This is a genomic window from Kitasatospora sp. NPDC088160, from assembly GCF_044741445.1.
Taxonomy (GTDB): Bacteria; Actinomycetota; Actinomycetes; order Streptomycetales; family Streptomycetaceae; genus Kitasatospora.
This window is the reverse complement of sequence record NZ_JBIUSS010000004.1, coordinates 283508-301785: the sequence shown is the minus strand read 5'-3', so window position 1 is coordinate 301785 and position 18278 is coordinate 283508. Positions and strand designations below refer to the sequence as shown.

At 70.3% G+C, this 18278-nt stretch carries 23 protein-coding genes and 2 other RNA genes; 2 read left to right on the top strand and 23 right to left on the bottom strand.

Annotation, left to right across the window (positions count from 1 at the left end; genetic code table 11):
• Positions 1-9 precede the first annotated feature (9 nt).
• From ACIOGZ_RS08345 to ACIOGZ_RS08335, 3 genes are all read right to left on the bottom strand, one after another.
• Entirely contained in the window at positions 10-879 is an 870-nt protein-coding gene (locus ACIOGZ_RS08345; protein WP_400985326.1) for an HAD family hydrolase, read from the bottom strand.
• Complete coding sequence (locus ACIOGZ_RS08340; RefSeq protein WP_400985325.1) at positions 879-3329, bottom strand: phosphoribosyltransferase; 2451 nt, start codon at positions 3327-3329, stop codon at positions 879-881. Before ACIOGZ_RS08340 ends, ACIOGZ_RS08345 begins: the two co-directional genes overlap by 1 nt.
• A gap of 153 nt (positions 3330-3482) precedes the next feature.
• Complete coding sequence (locus ACIOGZ_RS08335; RefSeq protein ID WP_363580705.1) at positions 3483-4679, bottom strand: HpcH/HpaI aldolase/citrate lyase family protein; 1197 nt, start codon at positions 4677-4679, stop codon at positions 3483-3485.
• 373 nt (positions 4680-5052) lie between these two features.
• Here ACIOGZ_RS08335 and ACIOGZ_RS08330 point away from each other — a divergent pair, with 373 nt between their 5' ends.
• The gene (locus tag ACIOGZ_RS08330; protein ID WP_363580703.1) at positions 5053-6219 is read left to right on the top strand and encodes a TerD family protein; all 1167 of its coding nucleotides are present in this window, start codon (positions 5053-5055) and stop codon (positions 6217-6219) included.
• 69 nt (positions 6220-6288) lie between these two features.
• Here the strand turns inward: ACIOGZ_RS08330 and ACIOGZ_RS08325 are convergent, their stop codons facing one another.
• A complete protein-coding gene (locus ACIOGZ_RS08325; RefSeq protein WP_350878113.1) occupies positions 6289-7035 on the bottom strand; it encodes a Tellurium resistance in 747 nt (248 codons plus the stop codon).
• A 373-nt stretch (positions 7036-7408) separates the two neighbouring features.
• On the opposite strand from ACIOGZ_RS08325, the gene ACIOGZ_RS08320 reads away from it, so the two are divergent.
• Complete coding sequence (locus ACIOGZ_RS08320) at positions 7409-8578, top strand: DUF2637 domain-containing protein (protein ID WP_363580701.1); 1170 nt, start codon at positions 7409-7411, stop codon at positions 8576-8578.
• Positions 8579-8648: 70 nt separating this feature from the next.
• Here the strand turns inward: ACIOGZ_RS08320 and ACIOGZ_RS08315 are convergent, their stop codons facing one another.
• The 19 genes from ACIOGZ_RS08315 to ACIOGZ_RS08225 form a co-directional block, all read right to left on the bottom strand.
• Positions 8649-9752, bottom strand: coding sequence for a DUF475 domain-containing protein (locus tag ACIOGZ_RS08315; RefSeq protein WP_363580699.1), 1104 nt, complete (start codon positions 9750-9752; stop codon positions 8649-8651).
• A gap of 157 nt (positions 9753-9909) precedes the next feature.
• Entirely contained in the window at positions 9910-10488 is a 579-nt protein-coding gene (locus ACIOGZ_RS08310; RefSeq protein ID WP_363580697.1) for a TerD family protein, read from the bottom strand.
• A 397-nt stretch (positions 10489-10885) separates the two neighbouring features.
• Positions 10886-12067: a tyrosine-type recombinase/integrase gene (locus ACIOGZ_RS08305; protein ID WP_400985322.1), complete on the bottom strand. Its 1182-nt coding sequence runs from the start codon at positions 12065-12067 to the stop codon at positions 10886-10888.
• A 43-nt stretch (positions 12068-12110) separates the two neighbouring features.
• Positions 12111-12290 carry a helix-turn-helix domain-containing protein gene (locus tag ACIOGZ_RS08300; protein WP_387816928.1) on the bottom strand — a complete coding sequence of 60 codons (180 nt, stop codon included), beginning with the start codon at positions 12288-12290 and terminating at the stop codon, positions 12111-12113.
• Positions 12291-12306: 16 nt separating this feature from the next.
• Positions 12307-12543 carry a hypothetical protein gene (locus ACIOGZ_RS08295; RefSeq protein WP_400985320.1) on the bottom strand — a complete coding sequence of 79 codons (237 nt, stop codon included), beginning with the start codon at positions 12541-12543 and terminating at the stop codon, positions 12307-12309.
• A gap of 14 nt (positions 12544-12557) precedes the next feature.
• Complete coding sequence (locus ACIOGZ_RS08290; protein WP_400985318.1) at positions 12558-12986, bottom strand: hypothetical protein; 429 nt, start codon at positions 12984-12986, stop codon at positions 12558-12560.
• The gene (locus tag ACIOGZ_RS08285; RefSeq protein ID WP_400985317.1) at positions 12983-13441 is read right to left on the bottom strand and encodes a hypothetical protein; all 459 of its coding nucleotides are present in this window, start codon (positions 13439-13441) and stop codon (positions 12983-12985) included. Before ACIOGZ_RS08285 ends, ACIOGZ_RS08290 begins: the two co-directional genes overlap by 4 nt.
• Before the next feature lie 63 nt (positions 13442-13504).
• Positions 13505-14326 carry a hypothetical protein gene (locus tag ACIOGZ_RS08280; protein ID WP_400985315.1) on the bottom strand — a complete coding sequence of 274 codons (822 nt, stop codon included), beginning with the start codon at positions 14324-14326 and terminating at the stop codon, positions 13505-13507.
• Positions 14327-14342: 16 nt separating this feature from the next.
• The gene (locus ACIOGZ_RS08275; RefSeq protein ID WP_400985313.1) at positions 14343-14621 is read right to left on the bottom strand and encodes a hypothetical protein; all 279 of its coding nucleotides are present in this window, start codon (positions 14619-14621) and stop codon (positions 14343-14345) included.
• Between the two features lie 19 nt (positions 14622-14640).
• Complete coding sequence (locus ACIOGZ_RS08270) at positions 14641-15279, bottom strand: hypothetical protein (protein ID WP_400985311.1); 639 nt, start codon at positions 15277-15279, stop codon at positions 14641-14643.
• Positions 15280-15290: 11 nt separating this feature from the next.
• Positions 15291-15353, bottom strand: an RNA gene (locus ACIOGZ_RS08265) — hammerhead ribozyme type II.
• Positions 15354-15381: 28 nt separating this feature from the next.
• Positions 15382-15567, bottom strand: coding sequence for a hypothetical protein (locus tag ACIOGZ_RS08260; protein ID WP_400985309.1), 186 nt, complete (start codon positions 15565-15567; stop codon positions 15382-15384).
• Between the two features lie 14 nt (positions 15568-15581).
• Entirely contained in the window at positions 15582-16010 is a 429-nt protein-coding gene (locus ACIOGZ_RS08255; protein ID WP_400985307.1) for a hypothetical protein, read from the bottom strand.
• 14 nt (positions 16011-16024) lie between these two features.
• Positions 16025-17227 carry a DNA cytosine methyltransferase gene (locus ACIOGZ_RS08250; RefSeq protein ID WP_400985306.1) on the bottom strand — a complete coding sequence of 401 codons (1203 nt, stop codon included), beginning with the start codon at positions 17225-17227 and terminating at the stop codon, positions 16025-16027.
• A 35-nt stretch (positions 17228-17262) separates the two neighbouring features.
• Complete coding sequence (locus ACIOGZ_RS08245) at positions 17263-17496, bottom strand: hypothetical protein (RefSeq protein WP_400985304.1); 234 nt, start codon at positions 17494-17496, stop codon at positions 17263-17265.
• Positions 17486-17725: a hypothetical protein gene (locus ACIOGZ_RS08240; RefSeq protein WP_400985302.1), complete on the bottom strand. Its 240-nt coding sequence runs from the start codon at positions 17723-17725 to the stop codon at positions 17486-17488. The genes ACIOGZ_RS08245 and ACIOGZ_RS08240 overlap by 11 nt, the downstream gene beginning before the upstream one ends.
• The gene (locus tag ACIOGZ_RS08235; protein ID WP_400985300.1) at positions 17722-17910 is read right to left on the bottom strand and encodes a hypothetical protein; all 189 of its coding nucleotides are present in this window, start codon (positions 17908-17910) and stop codon (positions 17722-17724) included. The genes ACIOGZ_RS08240 and ACIOGZ_RS08235 overlap by 4 nt, the downstream gene beginning before the upstream one ends.
• A 22-nt stretch (positions 17911-17932) precedes the next feature.
• An RNA gene (locus ACIOGZ_RS08230) (hammerhead ribozyme type II) lies at positions 17933-18002 on the bottom strand.
• Between the two features lie 33 nt (positions 18003-18035).
• Complete coding sequence (locus ACIOGZ_RS08225; RefSeq protein ID WP_400985298.1) at positions 18036-18263, bottom strand: hypothetical protein; 228 nt, start codon at positions 18261-18263, stop codon at positions 18036-18038.
• Between the last annotated feature and the right edge of the window lie 15 nt (positions 18264-18278).

The following is an 18278-nucleotide window of genomic DNA, read 5'->3' as shown; positions in this document are numbered from 1 at the left end:
CGCTTCCGCTCAGGAAGCGACGACGGGGGCGGTGGGGGCGGCGGGGGCGACGGAAGCGGCGGCCACCCGGGCGAGGAACCGTCGGACGATCTCCTCCCCCGCCGCCACCCCCACCTCGTCGAGGGCGGTGACGCCGGGGGCGGTCCAGCCGCCGTCGGCGAGTTCGCCGTGCCCGGGCCGCCAGGCGGCGTCGGCGGCGAGCAGCAGGTCGGCGTCGAGCAGCGAGTCACCGGCCGCGAGCACGGTGCTCGCGCCGGTGCGCCGGACGGCTTCGGCGAGGGCGGCGCTCTTGCTGAGCGGCGCGGGGACGGCGTAGACCTTGCGGCCCTGGAGCGAGACCGTCCAGCCGCGTTCGGCGCACCAGCCGGTCAGCTCGTCGAGCCAGCCGACGGGCAGCGCGGCGCGCTCGACGACGAGGTAGGCGAACAGCCCGTCGGCGACGCGGCGCTTGTGCGTCCACTCCGGGTCGGCGCTCAGGGCGAGCTGCCGGACGACCTCCTCCAGCGGGGCCGCACCGGAGGCGAGCCGCGCGGTGATCTCGGTGCGCCAGTCCTGGTCGGGCACGCCGTCGACGAGCAGGTGCCCGCCGTTGCCGCAGATCGCGTACGCGGGGACCCAACCGGGCGTCGGGCCGGGCAGGTTGATCCGCTCGTACTGGGCGAGGGTGCGGGTGGTGGCGGGGACGAACCAGGCCTGCCGGACGAGTTCGGCGAGCAGCGCGGCGGCCTGTTCGGTCATGAACGAGAGCGCCTTGCCGTCGTGCACCTCGACGGAGAGCAGCCGGGGCGCGAGCCGGTCGGGGACGTCCAGGGCGAGGGCCCGGTTGGAGTAGACGAGCGTCCGGTCGAGGTCGCTGGCGACGAGAACATCGGCGTTCATCAGGACTCCTTCACCACAACGGTCCTACCGGAGGCCCCGGTCGCTCCCCGACTGTAGCGGGGGTGGATGAGGCCGACGCAGGAGTACGGCAGGCCGTCCACCTCCTCGACCTCGACGCCGCGCTGGGCGGCGAGCAGCCGGACGTGGTCGAGGTCGGCGCCGGCGCCGCGCCGGGCGAGGACCCGCCAGGGGACGCGGCGCAGCAGCACCCGGGTGGTCTCGCCGACGCCGGGCTTGACCAGGTTGACGCTGTCGATGCCGTACTCGGTGCTGATCCGCTCGACGGCGGCCCAGCCGGCCCAGTCGGGCGCGCGGTCCGGGGCGGTGGACAGCCGGTCGGCGGCGGCGACGGCCTCCGGGCGGACGGCGTCGAAGTGGTCGGCCACGGTGTCGAGGAAGGCGGCGGAGACGTCCGCGCCGGCCAGTTCGGCGTAGTGCTTGGCGCCGTGGAAGTCGTCCGGGCCGATCAGGCCGGGCCGCAGCACGGTGCGCGAGACCAGGCCGGAGACGGTGGAGTTGAGGCAGGCGGAGGGGATCAGGAAGTCGTCCCGGGTGCCGTAGGTGCGCGCGCAGCGGCCGGGGTCGGCGAGGACGGCGAGGTCCGGGTCGAATCCGGTGCCGGCCAGGGCCTCGGCGAGTTCGCGGCTGATCGCGCCCTTGCCGGTCCAGCCGTCGACGAAGACCACGTCGCCGGCGCGGTGGTGGGCGGCCAGGTAGCGCAGGGCTACCGGGTCGATGCCGCGGCCGCGGACGATGGAGACGGCGTAGTGCGGGGTGTCGAGTCCGTGGGCGTGGGCGAGCCAGCGGCGGATCAGGATGCCGACGGGCGTGCCGGCCCGGGCCAGCGAGGCGAGCACCAGGCCGGGGCCGCGCTCGCGCAGCAGGGTCTCGGCGACGGTGCCGGCGGCGAGCGCGATGCGGCGGGCGGAGGCGCGCAGCGCCTGGTGGAACAGCTCCTGGTACTCGGGGCTGGGCTGGTACTCGACCGGCAGCGATTCGGCGTAGTGCGCGCCGCCGTTCTGGACGGCCTCCTCGCGCTCCTCGGTGGGGGCTTCGAGCGGGACGCCGGAGAGGTCCTTGAGCAGCCAGGCCACCTCGTCGGGCCGGTAGGAGGAGAACGCCGGGCCGTACAACGGGGACGGCAGGCGGGGAGGCGTGCTGGACGGCAGCCCGGCCGGCCGGTGGGAGGGCAGCACCGCGAGCACCACCTGGTCGGTGACCTGCCGCAGCTGGCCGAGCAGGGCGCGCTCGCCCTCGCGCAGGGCGGGGGTGTCGGCGACGTCGTCGACCACCAGCACGACCGCGTCGAACCGGCGGGCCGGGTCGCTGCCGGGGGCGACGTTGTAGGCGTAGCGCTCGCGCGAAGCGTCGTCCTGCGGGTCGTCGTGGGCGGGGAAGGCGAGGCGGGTGCGGATGGCGTAGCCGGGGTCGTCCACGGCGAGGACGGGCGAGCGGGTGGTGGTGGAGTAGCGGACGCGGTCGCCGCCCAGCCGGTCGGCGAGTGCGCCGGCCAGCCGCAGCGGGGCGTACATCAGTTCCTCGAAGCCGAGGACCAGCACGCGCCGCGCCGTGGCGGGCAGTGCGTCGGCCAGCTGTGCGGCCAGGCGGGGCAGGGCGGCGTCCAGTCGGACGCGGTCGCGGGCGGTGAACCCGTGCCGGCCGCCGTCGGGGAGCCCGGCGGGCCAGTCCAGGTCGACCCGGGCGAGCGGTGCGGGCGGTCCGGGGGGCGCGGCGGGGGCGGGGGCGGCCTCGGCTATCAGCCGCTCGGCGCGGTCCAGGACGTCCGCGGGCAGCTGGACGGCGCCGCTGGCGGTGGCCACCAGGTCGAGCCGGACGCCGAGTTCGGCGGCGGTGTCGGCGAGCCGGCGGCGGTCGGCGGCGGAGCGCAGGTCGACCAGGGCGACGACGACGTAGTGGTCGCGGGGGTGGCGGGCGTGCAGTTCGCGGATGGTGTTGAGGACCGTGCGGCCGGTCGAGAACTCGTCGTCGACCAGCACCAACGGTCCGTCACCGGTGAGGAGTTCGGGATCGGCGGGGAGCAGCAGGTGCGAGGTGGCGTGCGAGTGCTCCTCCTCGAAGCCGCCGAGTGGGGGCACGCCGGCCACCGGGCGGCGGGTGGAGTGCAGGTACGGGGCGTCGAGGCCGTCGGCGACGCTGTGGCCGAGGCCGGTGGCCGTCTCCGCGTAGCCGAGGACGACGGCCCTCGCGGCGGCCTCGTCGCCGAGCAACTCGCGGACCTGCCGGCCGAGTTCGAGCCCGACGCCGTGGACGACCGCGGGCCGCTGCGGGACGTGCTTGCCGAGCACGGTGGAGACCAGCAGGTGGGCGCGCTTCGGGTTCTGGGAACGCAGGGCCAGGCCCACGAGTTCGGGGAGGCGGTCCGATCCGGTCAGGGCGATGCCGGCCCGGTCGGCGACCCAACGGCCGGTCCACGTCTGCTGTGCTGTCACTGCTGGTCCTGCCTTCGCATGGTGCGGTGGTGCGGTCTTCGGATCGGTCGGATCAGTCGGATCAGTCGGATCGGCCGGATGGGCCGGATGGGTCGGATCGGTGGGGCCGTTCGGGTCAGCCGCGGACAGCCCCCTCAGCCGCGCGCAGCCCCCTCACCCCCCGCACAGGCAGGCCGCGAGCAGCTCCGCGAAGCTCACGTCCTCCCGGGCCACCCCGAACACCTCCGCCCGCAGCAGCACCCGCTCCGCCCAGGCCCGGTGCGGCCGGGCCTCGTTCATCTTGTTGGTGTACGCCGAGCGCAGGACCCCGCCGCCGTCCTGCTCCTGCCGGAGGATGTCCCGGGCGTCGCAGTACTCCTCGTGCGTGACCACCGAGAGGGCGTGCACGGCGGGGACGTGGCTGGGGTGGATGCAGGTCTTGCCGAGCAGGCCGTTGGCCCGGTCGAGCTCGACCTCCCGGATCAGCCCGTCCAGGTCGTGCTCGATGATCCGCCGGCGGACCTCCTCGCCGGAGGCCCGGGCCGTCCCGGGGGCCTCGGCGAACGGCGTGCGGCGCAGCTGCGGCTTGAACATCCGCTCCTGGACCGGGAAGTACTCCCAGACCGGACCGGTGACGGTGTACCCGGTGCCGTCCGCCCGGCCGAGCACGTTGACCACGTCGCCGATCACCGCCGAGACCAGGGCGACGTCGTACGCGGTGAGGTCGGGCGAGCGGCGCAGGCCGTACGCGGAGCACAGGTCGGTCACGCCGAGGCGGACGGCGAGCACCCGCTCCCGGTGCCCGGCGAGCAGGTCGGCGATGCCGAAGAGCTGCTGGCGCCTGGTCTCCAGGTGGGCGAGTTCGGGTGACTCCAGGACGGGCATGGCGAACAGCCGGCGCCCGGTGGCGGCCTCGGCGGCGGCCAGGGCGGCCAGGTACGCGCCGCCGGTCTCCGTGGTGAACTTCGGCAGGACGAACCCGCTCAGCAGCTCGACGGCCGGCCCGAGCCGCTCGGCCAGGTCGAGGATCTGGGAGGCGGCTCGAACTCTGATGAAGAGCAGGGGGTGGCCTTGTGTGCAGTCGGTGAAATCCCTGACCAGGTCATTCAACTGCTCGACCAGGTTCCGCTCCCCCGCGTCCACCTCGTGGTCGGCGATCGCGTCCTCCAGGCAGAGCACCATCGACACCACGCCCCGAGCAGCCTGTTTGCGGATGTCGGCGGCCAGCGCGGGCCGGGTGGCGGGGCTGTAGAGGGTGCCGCCGAGGGCGGTGGCCAGCACCGCGGCCTCGCTCCGCGCGGTGAACGGCCGGGGCGGTTCGAGGAAGAGGCGACCGCGTACGTCGTCGGCGAGGTGGCCGAAATGGCGCAAGGTGCTCTCCTCAGAGGTTTGACGGCCACCGGTCCGTTGCCGGGGCGTGCGGCGGCGCGGGACGACACCGCGATCCAGCGGTGCGACACCATGGTTAACCGGTCCACGGGGCTCCGTGGTTCCCGGACGGACGCCGGCGGGCCCCCCTCCGCCCGACCCCGGCGGGCCCTTGGACCGCCCATCGTACGGACGGATTCCGGCCGTCCCCGGTTCCTCGGCACTGAACTCCCGGAACATCGCCGTCCAGATCACCGATCACCGGTCGAGCACCGGCAAACCCCCGGCAAGCGCAAGTCTTGGCAAAGTTCGACCCGGTTCCGACGGTCCCGGTCACGTTGTCCGAAGGGGTGGCGAACGGGCAGGATGGTCGGCTATGACGCACGTGATGGCCAAGGGCGCCAACATCGCACTGCCGGCTGCGGCGGTCCGCGCCGTGCTGCGCTGGAGCGCCACGCCCGGTGCGCCGGACGTGGACGCGTCCGCGCTGCTGCTCGGCGCCACCGGCAAGGTCCGTTCGGATGCCGACTTCGTCTTCTACAACCAGCCGCGACACCCCTCCGGCCTGGTGCGCCACCTGCCCAAGCAGCAGACCTCCGGCGGCGCCGAGATCATCGACACGATCGAGGTCGAACTCGCCAAGCTGCCCGCCGACGTCGACCGGGTGGTGCTGGCCGGCTCCTCCGAGGGCGGCTCCTTCCGCGCGGTGCCCGGGCTGCGCCTGCTGCTCTTCGACGCCACGGCCGGGGACGGCACGCCCGCACTCGCCGAGTTCGCGATCTCCGACGGCGAGAACGTCACCGCCCTGGTCGCGGGCGAGCTGTACCGGCGCTCCGGCGCCTGGAAGTTCCGGGCGATCGGCCAGGGCTACACCTCCGGCCTGATCGGCCTGGCCACCGACTTCGGCATTACCGTCGACGACGAGGCGGAGGCCGACGCGGCCCCGGCGGCGGCCTCGACGGCCACCCCCACCGCCGCCGTCGACCCGCGCAGCACCCCGCTGCCCGCCCCGCGCCCGACCGCCCCGCCCGAGCCCGGCACCTTCACCCTGGCCCCGGCCGTCCCGCAGCCGTCGGCCACCCCCCAGAGCCGGCCCCAGCAGCCCGCCGAGGCCGCCCCGGGCCCGGTGCCGCCCCCGCCGACCGCCCCGCCCACCGTTCCCCCGGCCGCGCCGCCGGCTCCGACCGCACCCCCGGCCCACCAGCCCGGCACCGGGTACGGCTACCCGCAGCAGCCACAGCCCCAGCAGCCGCCCGGCACCGGCTACGGCTATCCGCAGCAGCAGCCCGGTACCGGCTACGGGTACCCGCAACCCACTCCCCAGCCGTACCCGCAGCAGCAGGGCACCGGCTACGGCTACCCGCACCAGCAGCAGCCCGCCCCGCAGCAGCACCCCGGCAGCTACGGCTACCCGCACGCCGGCACCGGCCAGCAGCCGCCGGCCCAGGCCCCCGCGCAACCACCGGCCCAGGCCCCGGCCCAGCCGCCCACCGGCGAGGAGTTCGCCCTGCCGCCGCAGGGCCCGCAGTTCCAGCCCCGCTGACCGGCCTGCTCAGGGCACCACCGCCGCCCGGCTCCGACCAGACCGGGCAGGGCCGAGGCCGGACGGGGCCTAGTCGGAACCGCCCTGGCTCTTGTACCCGCGCTGCCACTGCATCCCGAACCCGTACAGCCGGTCGATGTCCGCCTGGAACCCGTTGACGTACCGCACCTCACGGCGCACCGTCAGCTGGTTGTCCCCCGCGTTCTCGATCAGCACCACCGCGCACGAGCGCGCCGCCCGGGCCCGTTCGTCCAGCTTGATCTCGATCCGCGGCCCGGTCTGCGGCACGATCGTCACCACCGCGTGGGACTGCTCGAAGGCCGGCGTGCCGTCGTAGATGTAGACGAAGATCAGCAGCCGTTTGAACTTGTCCTTCTTCTCCAGGTTGACGTACATCGTCTCGCCGGACGGCGCCCCGTACTGGTCGTCGCCGCTGAGCTTGATGTACGGCGGTTGCCGGAGGTCGCCGAAGTAGCCGCCGAGCGGCTGCACCACGCCGCTGCTCCCGTCGGACAGTTCGTACATGCACGCCAGGTCGAGGTCGACGTTGACCTGCTCGTTCTGCACCGAGTCCGGCTCCAGCGGGCGCAGGATGCGGGGGCTGAAGAGGCGCTTGGCGCGTTCCCGGGCACTCGGCCGGACGGCCCCGGAGCGGGTGGTCCAGTGCAGGTTGACGTAGAGGTAGCCGGTGGTGGCCGCGGACCCGGTGATCGCGTGCTGCGGGGTCGACTTGGTGAGTATGACCTTGTGCTGACCGCCCGGGTTGTCGAAGGTGTAGTTCCGCTCCCCGCGCAGGTACTCCCAGATCGAGACCATCCCGCCCTCTCCCCCTGCTCCCGTCAGGCGATCTGACGGTTCGCCGCTCCATGATCGGGCATCAGCCCGGCCCTCGGATACCCAAACCTTCCCCTCCCCTACCCCGTCGGGCCCCCCGGCGCTCACCGCCGGGTCGACGAGTGGAGCGGCCGGCGGGTCGATTGGCGGGAGGAAGCCCCCCTCCCGTAACATGCCGCCCCTTCGGACGCGATATCGTCTAGCCGCACAGGTGTCCCGTCCGCCCCTGCGCGGGTGCGGCGGGTACGCCGTGCGGCGACGAACGAACCGTCAGGCGCGACCCGAGTACCGGGAGCTGACCGCCTGTGTCGCTCTGTGAACCCGTCCCCTGCGGAAACCCGAGGCCCGACCCGCAATGAACCTGACCTCCATACAGCTGGTCTGGACCGTCGTCGGCGGCGCAGCCCTGCTGTTCGTCGCCGTCCTGCTGGCGACGCTGCGTTTCAAGAACACGAAGAAGGAAGAGGCCGGCGACTCCTGGGAGCGCAGCGAGGAGCGTCGGCGGCGCAAGGAGATGATCTACGGCATCTCCTCCTACACGCTGCTGTTCTGCTGCGCCGGTGTCGCCGCCGCGCTGTCCTTCCACGGCCTGGTGGGCTTCGGCAAGGAGAACCTGGGGCTGTCCGGCGGCTGGGAGTACCTCGTCCCGTTCGGCCTCGACGGCGCCGCGATGTTCTGCTCGGTGCTCGCCGTCCGCGAGGCCAGCCACGGTGACGCCGCGCTCGGCTCCCGCCTGCTGGTCTGGGTGTTCGCGATCGCCTCGGCCTGGTTCAACTGGGTGCACGCGCCGCGCGGCGTGTCGCACGACGGCGCCCCGCAGTTCTTCTCCGGCATGTCGATCTCGGCGGCGATCCTGTTCGACCGCGCGCTGAAGCAGACCCGCAAGGCCGCGCTGCGCGAGCAGGGGCTCGTGCCGCGCCCGCTGCCGCAGATCCGGATCGTCCGCTGGCTGCGCGCCCCGCGCGAGACCTACGCGGCCTGGTCGCTGATGCTGCTGGAGAACGTCCGCAGCCTGGACGAGGCGGTCGAGGAGGTGCGCGAGGAGCGCCAGGCCAAGCTGGACGCCAAGGTGCGGGCCCGCACGGCCGACCGCCGCGAGCGGGCCGAGCTGAAGGCCATCTCCCGCCAGGGCGGCATGCTCGCCCGGGCCCGCGGCGGCCGCCAGGTGCCCGCGCTCACGGCTGCCGGCGACGGCCAGACCGCTACGGAGCCTGCCCTAGCCGCCGAGTCGGACACCGCCTCCTCGCACCAGGCCGCCTCGGGCCCGCTGGAGCCGGCCGCGCTGGACGCCGGCCGCCGCCCGCGTGCCGCCGTCGGCTCGTCGTACGCGCCGTCCTCCTCGGCGTCCTCCTCGTCCTCGTCCTACTCGTCGTCCTACTCCTCGTCCTCGTCCGCCGGATCGGCCTCGGGCTCGTCCTACCGCAGCTCGACCATCGACCTGACGGCCGACGACGACACCCTGTCGATGCCCAAGCTGGACTCGCTGGAGCGCAAGCTGCGCGCGATCGAGCAGCAGCTCGGCTGAGCGGGCGCACCGCGACGCGAAACGGCCGCCCCCGGATTCCCGGAGGCGGCCGTTTCGCGTACCCGGCGGGCTATTCGCCGGTACCCGTACTCACCAGTTCCGGTTCGTCCCGCGCGGCCTCGCGCCGGTTGCGCAGGATCGACGAGCCGAGCGCCAGCCCGATGAAGGCGACGCCGATCAGGCCGGTGACGATCTCCGGGATGTGGTACTTGATCCCGACCAGCAGGATCACCGAGAGCGCGCCGATCGCGTAGTGCGCGCCGTGCTCCAGGTAGACGTAGTCGTCCAGGGTGCCCTTGCGGACCAGGAAGACGGTCAGCGAGCGGATGTACATCGCGCCGATGCCCAGGCCCAGGGTGATCTGGAAGATGTCGCTGGAGATGGCGAACGCGCCGACCACGCCGTCGAAGGAGAACGAGGCGTCCAGGACCTCCAGGTAGAGGAAGAGGAAGAACGCGGCCTTGCCGCCGACCTGGAGGATCGACTTGCCGGACTTCTCGGCCTCCTCCTCGCGCTCGGCGTCCTCCTCCAGACCCGATTCGAAGATCGAGGAGAGGCCGCCGACCACGAGATAGGTGATCAGGCCGAGGACACCGGCGAGCAGAACGGTTTCAGCGTGCTCCCCGGCGAAGAAGTTGGAGGCCAGCACCAGCACGACCAGCGCGACGACGCTGGAGAAGGCGTCCAGCTTGCCGACCTTCTCCAGCGGGCGCTCGATCCAGCCCAGCCAGTTGTGCTCCTTCTCGTCGTCGAACACGAAGTCGAGGAAGATCATGAGCAGGAAGACGCCGCCGAAGGCCGCGATGGCGGGGTTGGCCGCCTCCAGGTACTGACCGTAGGTCAGGCCGGCGTGCGTCTTGTCGGAGTGCAGCGCGAGGTCGACGACCGTCGCGGGGTTGAGCTTCGCGGTGAGGCCGACCACCAGCAGCGGGAAGACCAGCCGCATGCCGAAGACGGCGATGAGCACGCCGACGGTCAGGAAGATCTTCTGCCAGTACGGGTTCATCCGCTTCAACACCGTGGCGTTGACCACCGCGTTGTCGAACGACAGGGAGATCTCCAGGATGGAGAGGATCAGCACGATGCCGAATCCTTGGGCCCCCCAGAGCAGTCCGGCCGCGATCAGGCCTAGGACGGTGATCGCGAACGACCAGCCGAAAGTGCGGAGGAACACGGGACTTGGTTACCTTTCGGGTTTCGGGCCGTGCCGGGGGCGGCCTCGTCCCGAGACGCCCTGACCGGGCCGGGCCCGGTCAGGTCACCCCCGCACTGCCTTCTGTTCTCATGATCGTAGGTTGGGTGCGATTGTTCTGATTTTCGCCTTTTCGCCCTTACTGTACGTTTACGCCGAAATCGAGGGCGATGCCGCGCAGGCCGGAGGCGTAGCCCTGGCCCACCGCGCGGAACTTCCACTCGCCCGCGTAGCGGTACAGCTCGCCGAAGATCATCGCGGTCTCGCTGGACGCGTCCTCGGACAGGTCGTAACGGGCGATCTCCTCGCCGTCGAGGGAGTTGGCGACCCGGATGTAGGCGTTGCGGACCTGCCCGAAGTTCTGCAGCCGCGCCTCGGCGTCGTAGATCGACACCGCGAACACCACCTTGTCCGCCTGCGCCGGAACCAGCTCCAGGTTGACCAGGACCACCTCGTCGTCGCCGTCGTCCTCGCCGCCGGTGAGATTGTCACCGGTGTGCTCGACCGAGCCCTCGGGGCTCTTGAGGTTGTTGTAGAAGACGAAGTACTCGTCACCGAGCACCCGGCCGCCACCACAGATCAGGGCGCTCGCATCGAGGTCGAACGGTGCGCCCGTGGTCGAACGGGCGGACCAGCCGAGGCCGATCTGGACCTGCGTCAGGTTCGGCGCGGCCTTGGTGAGCGAGACGTTCCCGCCCTTGGCGAGCGTGACCACCATGACTGTTCTTCCTCCCTTGCCTTCTCCCGGGGCGCGCCTACAAGGTGTAGTCCCCCACGGCCCGGGCCGGCCCCGTTTGGCCGGCTGAACTTCCTGAACTCACATCCTCGCAGCGCACGGAGCCGACACGAAGCCGGGGCGGCCCCGGACCTCTGGAGGTCCGGGGCCGCCCCGTAGAAGGCTCCCGCGCCGGGCGACCGGCCGTCGTCCGCCGCCGCCCCGCGCCGTCCGGTGTCGTCCGGTCAGACGTTGACGCCGAACGTTGCACATGGCACCTCTGACCTGCATAAACGCCCTTTCCGGGTGTCAGAGTCAGCACGGAACCAGCACGCCGCTATGTTGCCAGCACATCAGGCCGCCTTTGGGGCGGCTTCAAAGCCCCCCGGGCCATCCCGGCTCACTCCGCCTCCAGCCCCCGCGCGGCGGGCCGTAGAGCGTCCTGCATGACCCGCCGCATCCGCTCCGGGGCGTCCTGCACAAGGTGCCCGTAGATGTCCGCCGTAATCTTGATCGACTTGTGGCCCAGCCATCGGGAGACCTCCAGCAGGGATACTCCCGCCGCGAGTGCGGTGGACGCAAAGAAGTGCCGAAGGTCGTGAGGGGTGCACGAGAGCCCCAGGGCCTGCATTGCCTTCCGCCAATGGTAGTAGAACCCTTCGTGAGTCAGCAGCCCCCCAGCTTTGGTGGCGAACAGCAGACCCGTCCCCGCTCCGATGGTGTGGGTACCGTACTCCGTCACGTGAGCCCGAAATCCCTCGGCGAGGAAGGGTGGCATGGGCACGTCCCGCCAATCGTCCTCCGCCCTGTGCTTCAGGGGGACCAGTGCCTTGCGCCCCGTCTCCTTGCCGCCTTTGTCGGTCGCCTGCCGATAGAATCGGAGCGTGTCGCCACGGTCACAGTCCTCCGAAACCCCGAAGGCTTCCGAGGGGCGTGCGCCCGCGCCCGCGCCAAGCCAGACGATCAGCCGATATTCCGCCGGAAGTTCGGCGGCAATGGCCACGATCTCCGCAAGGGTCGGAATAGCGTCAGCGTCCACAGCTTGTGAGGCAACACGCGGAAACGTGAGGTTCTTTGCCTGATAGGGGCTCTCGGCTATCCGTTTGTCGGCCACAGCTGCATTCAGCATGGAACGGAGGGGAATCATGCGCGTCTTGATGGTGCTCCCCTTCAGTCCGGCCTTTGTCATGCGAGCAATGAGGCGCTGAATGTCTTGTGTCGTGACATTGGCGATGGTCTTGCGCCCGATGTGCGGCACAAGGTGATTGCCAATAAAGCCCTTGTAATCCCGCTCGGTGTTGGGGGCGATGATTTGAGAGCCCAGCCATTCATTGGCCCAGGCCCTGACGGTTATCTGGCCAAGCTTGGGATCAAGATAGATTCCAGCGCGCTTGTCATTCTCCATCTTGATGCCGTAGTTATCAGCCTCCCGCTTGGTCGGGAATGACCGCTCACGCTGGCGGCCGGTACGACCCCCTGGCTCTCGGTAGCGGACGGTCCAACTGTGACCGCATCGCGATTTCTCGCATGGGTAATAACGGTTGTCCGATTCTTCCTTGCACTTCTGGAAGACGGTGGCCATGCGGCCCCCTCTCTGTGTCGTGGGGCTGTACGGCCTGCTGGTGCTACCCGTAGTTCTTGTCGAGGTAGTTCACGACGTCCCGCTCACGGAAACGCAGCAGCCGACCCACCTTCTGGCAGGGCAAGCCCCATGCGCGGTATTTGTTCTTGACGGTGATCTCGCTGACCTTGAGCCACGTCGCGACTTCTTCCGGGGTCAGCAGCCGGTTGCTTCCGCCCTGCATCAGGCGTTGGTCGAGGTCAAGCCGCGGCCCCGAGGTAGCTCGTGCGGGACTGCGCGGTGAGGTGGTACATGCCGTACTCGCACTCGTAGGCGCGGCTCTCCTGACGGATCCCTCGGCCGGTTCCCCGGCGGTCGGCAATTCGGGCGCGCTTTGCCTGGGCCTTGCCCAGGGCCTTCACCGCGGCGTGCGCGTCTTCGTATGCCCTCTTCGAGCCGCAGGGGCAGGTCCAGAAGGTGACGGGTTTGGCCGTCATGCGGTTACCTCCGTCTACTTTCGGAACTGCCCGCAGGGGCAGGTGGGAATGTGGCAGGCGCCTCGGGCGGCGGCGACGGCAGAGTGGACGTTCGGTGCGTGGCCGCACTCGGCGTCCTGGCAGTAGCCCTTCCAGCCCTTCTTGCCGTCGATGTTGGCGAGCGTCACGCCGGGGGCGTAGAGCTTGATGATGCGCGCCGTGCCGCCGATGGCGATCTTGTTGGCGAAGGCGACGGCTTCGGACTCGTTGCCGAACGGGGCCCAGTTGAGGCCGCGGCTTCCGTCGTTCCAGGTATGCGCGAGGGCGAACCAGTCGCGCATCTGGAGGATCTCGCCGGCCTCCTTGAGGATGGCCTTGGCCATCTGGTCGGCGCTGTCGAAGTCCTGGGACTCCAGCAGCGCGACGACCGCAGAGACTTCTTCCTTGCGGGGGGTCAGCCTCACGGGCCGCTCCGGGTACTGGTGAGCTCTCCCAGGCGGAGGAGAACCGCGCCGAGTGCGGCCGAGCCTTCCTCGTGGTGGTCGGCCTTCAGCTCGTCCCAGTCGGCGAGCTCCCCGGACAGCACGTCGCCGTAGTCGTCACGAAGCTCGTCGAGCTCGTTCTCCTGGCGCTTGATCAGGTCGTTCAGGTCGGCGGCGATGCTCCGCAGTTCGGCGAGCAGCACCGGAAGGGTCAGCGGGCCACTGAGGTCGGCAATCAGTTGAACGGTTGCCGGTGGCGGCCCGACGACGGTGGCCGGCATCGCAAACCACTCGGGGGCCAGCGGGTAGCGCCAGCCGACGACGGCAAATCCGTCTCCGGCCTTGGTCCCGGTGTCACCGTCTGCGTCGCGGATCACGGTCCCCTCGGGGAGTTCTCCGAGGATCGCAGGGCTGTGAACAAGGGTGTTGGTGTTCAAGGGGTTTCCCTCTCTCTCGCTAGTTACACTATCCCAATGGGCGAGGCGTATCAACTCTTGCAATCACACCTTCGCAATCGCCCTGATGCGGTCGCCAAGGTCCGCCAGCGTGCCCGTGTTGAGGATGGTGGCGTCGACCGGGCAGTAGGCGAGGGCGTGCTCGCTGATGTGGCTGGCCCCGTCGATCAGCGCCTGGCCGGGGCGGCCGATCAGGACGACCAGGCCGCCGCGCCGCCTGATCTCCTCGGCCTCGTTCGGGAAGCGCACGTCGGGGATGACGACCGGCTTCGTCCAGGCGTCGGCGTCGCGGAACATCTGGTCGACCCACACGTTATGCCCCAGCACTCCGCGGCCAGCCTCCGTGCCTCCTCGCTGGAGGAGGGCCCGGACCTCGGGGAGCTTCTTCGCCCCTTCCCAACCGAGTCCGTCGACCAGCCCGCTCAGTCGAATGCGCCTCCCGCTCGGGCTGAACACCAGGGGGTCGAGGACGTAGAGCATCTCCTTGAGCGGGTCGGCGAAGGCCCGCCGTGTCCACCCAGCCTCAACCAGGGCGGAGGCCGCGCTGTCCTTCCCGGATCGGGCGAGTCCGGCCAGGCCGATCAGCTGGGGGCCTCGGGGTCGCCGCGGGCGCCGGGGAGCGGTTCGACGCGCAGCCTTGACCTGCTCGGCCAGGTCGTCGACCTCGACCTTGACGGCCTCGGCCAGGAGCGCCCAGTGCCCGCAGGCGGGCAGGCGGGAGCCGGTGAGTATCTGGCTCAGGCTGCCGGTGTGCAGGCCGGCCGCCTCGGCGAGGCGGGAGCGGGCTCCGAGGTGGGGCAGGTCCACCTCGTACCCAGCGGCGATGGCCTTCTCGGTGAGCCATTCGGCGAACGGTGCGTACTTCACTTGGGATCTCCCGTGGTTAGGCGTTCTGGTCGGAGTCGGTGGGTGCGTCGAGGCGCCTGACGCGCTGGTGTGGCCAGAGGGCGACGGCGTTCGCGCGAGCGATCTCGGAGCCCGGGGCGTCGATGTGGAGGCGCCACTTCTTGACCCGGTGCCCCCAGACCTGGACCACCACGAGCCTCGGCTTGGCCAGCAGGACGCCGGTCCGGGTGATGGTGCGCCCGCCGGCGTCGTAGGTGGTGGCCTCGACTCGATCCCCGGCCCTCAGCTTGGCGATCTCAACTTCCGTGCCATTCAAGGTCTTCTCCGACTTCCGGTTAGTTCGCCGCGGGGGCGCAGGCGGCGAGCGTCTGCTCGAAGCGGCTCTCCATCGCGATGGTCCGGTCGATGACCGCCCGGAGTTCGGTCTCGGCGTGGTCGAACGCCTGCCGTGCGGCGGCTTCGGCGCGCCGCAGGCTCTCCAGGCGCTCGGTGCGCTTGTGCCGTGCGTAGGCGGCGGCCGTCTCGAAAGCGTGCTGCTCGTTGGCGATGTGGGCCTCGAAGGTGGCCCGCAGGATCTCTCGCGCCCTGCGCTGGGTGGCCTCCGGGGCGGTGGACCCGGAGTTCGAGGACGGACCGAGGGTGCGCCGGATGGTGATCGTGTCCCACTGTGCGGGGCTATCGGCCGGCAGTTCGAGGGAGCCGGCCAAGGGCACGCCGTTGACCACGAGGGAGCCGTTGTACTGGGCGTACTGGTGCGGCCCGTACGTGAGGTGCAGGCCGGTCGGCATGAAGTGCCAACCGTCGAGGTCGCGATACGACGGCGCCACCTCGATGGTTCCGTGCACCCTGGGGCCCTCGACCCAGTAGGTCGTCACCCAGGGGTGCTCGGAGGTGTGCTGGATGCCTCCGGGCTCAACACGGCTGATCGAGGTTGTTCCGGACTCCAGGCCGGCAACGCAGGTGAACGTCTTCATGGTTTCCTCCAGTTCGGCTGCTCATCAGGCCGCGGGCACCACCCCGCGACGACCCCCTTCCGGGGGTTTCGCTAGTTACACTCTTGCAATCGCACCTGCTCTTCAGAGCTCGGCGAGGATGGCGGGGCAGTCGTAGCCCCAGCAGTTGCAGACCATGAACTCGCCCCACATGCCGCCGCACTTGCAGGTGTCACAGACGGCCCACTCGCGAACGTTCAGGTGCACGTCGAGGGAGTGGCACTTCGGACATGCGATGTGGACAGCGGCGGCTTCGGTGCTCTCGGTCATGTCGCTCCTCGTGCTCACAGGACGGGTGCGGGGTAGTGGATGTCGCAGGATGAACGGCGGCACGGCCGACCGAGGGCTTCGATGAACTGCCGGTGGGCTTCGAACGCCTCGGGCAACCAGTCGTCGCCTTCGACGAAGTCGGGGCGCTTCTCGGCCCAGCGGGCGCGGACCTCGTCGATGTCGCGCATCTCGTAGAACTCGCTGTAGCCGTGCTGGCGGATGAGATCGACCCACGAGGCTCGGACGCGGTCGTACGCGCGGCGGGAGTAGTTGTAGCCGGAGGCGGCGTCGATGTCGTCGAGGGCCACTCCAGAGTTGAGGCAGATCGCCGTTCGTGCGTCGGCCATGGACGTGCGGCGGTCAGCCTCGCAGAGCTCGCAGTCGAGATCCGGCCTGGCGATGGACATGAGCAGGAGGTTCGGGTTGAAGCGGTAGCTGGACATGTTCTCTCTTTCGATCATGCTGCGAGCGCGTGCTCGGCCGGTGCGAAGTTGTAGATCTCGGCGAGGTAGTCACGAAGTCGGGCCTCCCACGCCATGCCGAGAAGTGCCCCGATGGCGACGGCTCCCATTGGGGGTGCCACCACGTCGCCGATCTGCTGGGTACAGCTCGACCTGGAGCCGGTCCACGGGTAGCCGGGGCGGAAGCCGGCCAGGAGGGCTGCCTCGTCGAGCGTGAACCGCCGCTCCTTGTCGTGCTCCCAGTACCACCCGCGGATCTTGCTGGTGATGGCAGTCGCGGGTTTGTCCGCGCTCCAGCAGTTGCCCCCGGCGGTTCGCCTCGTGCCTCGGGTGTTGACCCTGATTCCGGGCGGCCAGCCGAGGGCCTGCGCTGCTGTGGTCGTGGTGATCTCGTTCTCGGGCCGCGTGCTGGCGACGGCGTACCGATGCCTGGCAGCGAGCATGAACGTCCGCTTCCGGCGGCTGGCGAGCCCGTAGTCCACGGCGTCGAGGATCTGGAAGTCCACCGCCAGCCAGTCAGCACAGCGAAGCTCTTCACGGATGCCGTCGATGATGACCTGCGGCAGGGCGCTGGACTGTTCCATCGCGATCCACCCGAAGTCATGCGAGGCGACGGACAGGGCGAGGCCCCAGATCACGACTTCGGCGAGCAGGCCGATCCGGTCGTCGGTCAGGTCCTTGGCCATTGAGCGGACCTCGTCCACCCCGTAGATGGGGCCGGACCAGCCATCCCAGCATTCTTCGCAGTCGCTCGGGCAATCTTCCGCGCACTCCCGTCCTTCCTCCCAGACGCCGACCGTGGCCTCCCAGGCGCAGGCGAACATGTCGAGGAGGATCTGCTGGTTGCGCGGGTCCTGGCCGGCCCGCTTGCCTGCGGGCGTCCAGCACTGGCACGGCGCGGTGACGATCAGGCCACGCGTCCAACGCAGTGCAGGATGGTGCGGATCAAGCGTCCGGACGTCGGCGACGATCCGTTGGAAGCCAGCCTTCACCGCGGTCGCGGCGGCGTCCTCGTTGAGCTCGACGCCGATGATGTCGAGCTCGCGCCCCAGGACGTCCCTCGTGCCCACTTCGAGGCCGCCGGGACCAGCGAAGAGGTAGACCACGCGCTCCGGTTCACCCGGTTTCGGTGGAAGAAGCCAACGTGCCGGCCAGGGTGCGGCGAGCTGTTCCAGCTCCTCCAGCGTGTAGTCGACCAAGTCCTCCAGGTCAGGGAGGACGGTCGCACAGGGACTCATCGGTCGCTGATGTTGACGATGGCCTCGGCGGCCTCCAGGCAGGCGAGGTTGGACACGGAACTGCATACGTACTCGACGACCGACTTCCGAACCGTGCCGGAGTCCGGAGCGGAGCCGCCTTCCTCAGCCCACCGGTCCCGGTCGACCGTGATGGTGATCGCCGGTATTCGCACCTTGACGAGGCGGGACTTCCCGCAGCCGCAGGAGCACTTTCCGTACTCAACGGACACGACTGACCCCCTTGCCAGCGCGGACGGCAAGGCTCGCGATTCGGTCGCGGGTGCGCCGGACGATCAGGTCCCGTGCGGTGAATCCATGGGCGGCACTGTCGAGCGCATCGGGGTGGAACAGGTCCACGTCGGCCGGGACCAAGCCGGCCATTTGCGCCTCGTCGAACCAAGCGAGCGCGGCGGCCGGCGTCTCGAAGTCGAGGGGGAGGTGAAGACGGTAGCTGCTCATCGGGCCGCCACCTCCGCGCCGTACAGGCGGCCGTCCTCGTCCACGCGCCAGACCTGGCCGGCGTCCAGGACGAGGTCAAGGTCCGGGTCCGTGGATGCGCCGCAGCGGAAGCAGGAGAACTCGCCGGACGGAATGGCACGGAGGATCGTGGTGCCGCAAGGGCCGCACCAGACGTAGTGCTTCATGGGTATCCTCGTAAGTGATTGATGTCGGCTGGCATCGTCAGGAGGTGGGCACCACCCCACCTCGACCCCGATTCACCACCGGGGTTTCGCCGGGTGCCCGCGCTTTTTCAGCGCGGGCACCTGTGCTAGTCCTCCTCCGCGGCCATCTCGGCGAGCGCGGTCTCGAACTCCTGGATCACCTTCGCCTCGGCCTCGTCGGCGGTCGGGGCCTCAACGAAGCTCGTGAGCCGGTAGAGGTTGTCGCTCGTGTAAAGGGAACTGCTTTCGTCGCCCTGCCATCCCGCCACCACTCCGGCGACTAGGAGGGCCTGGCGGTCCTCGTTGTGCAGCGCGATTACGGTCCATCGGTGCATTGCTGGTCTCCTGGA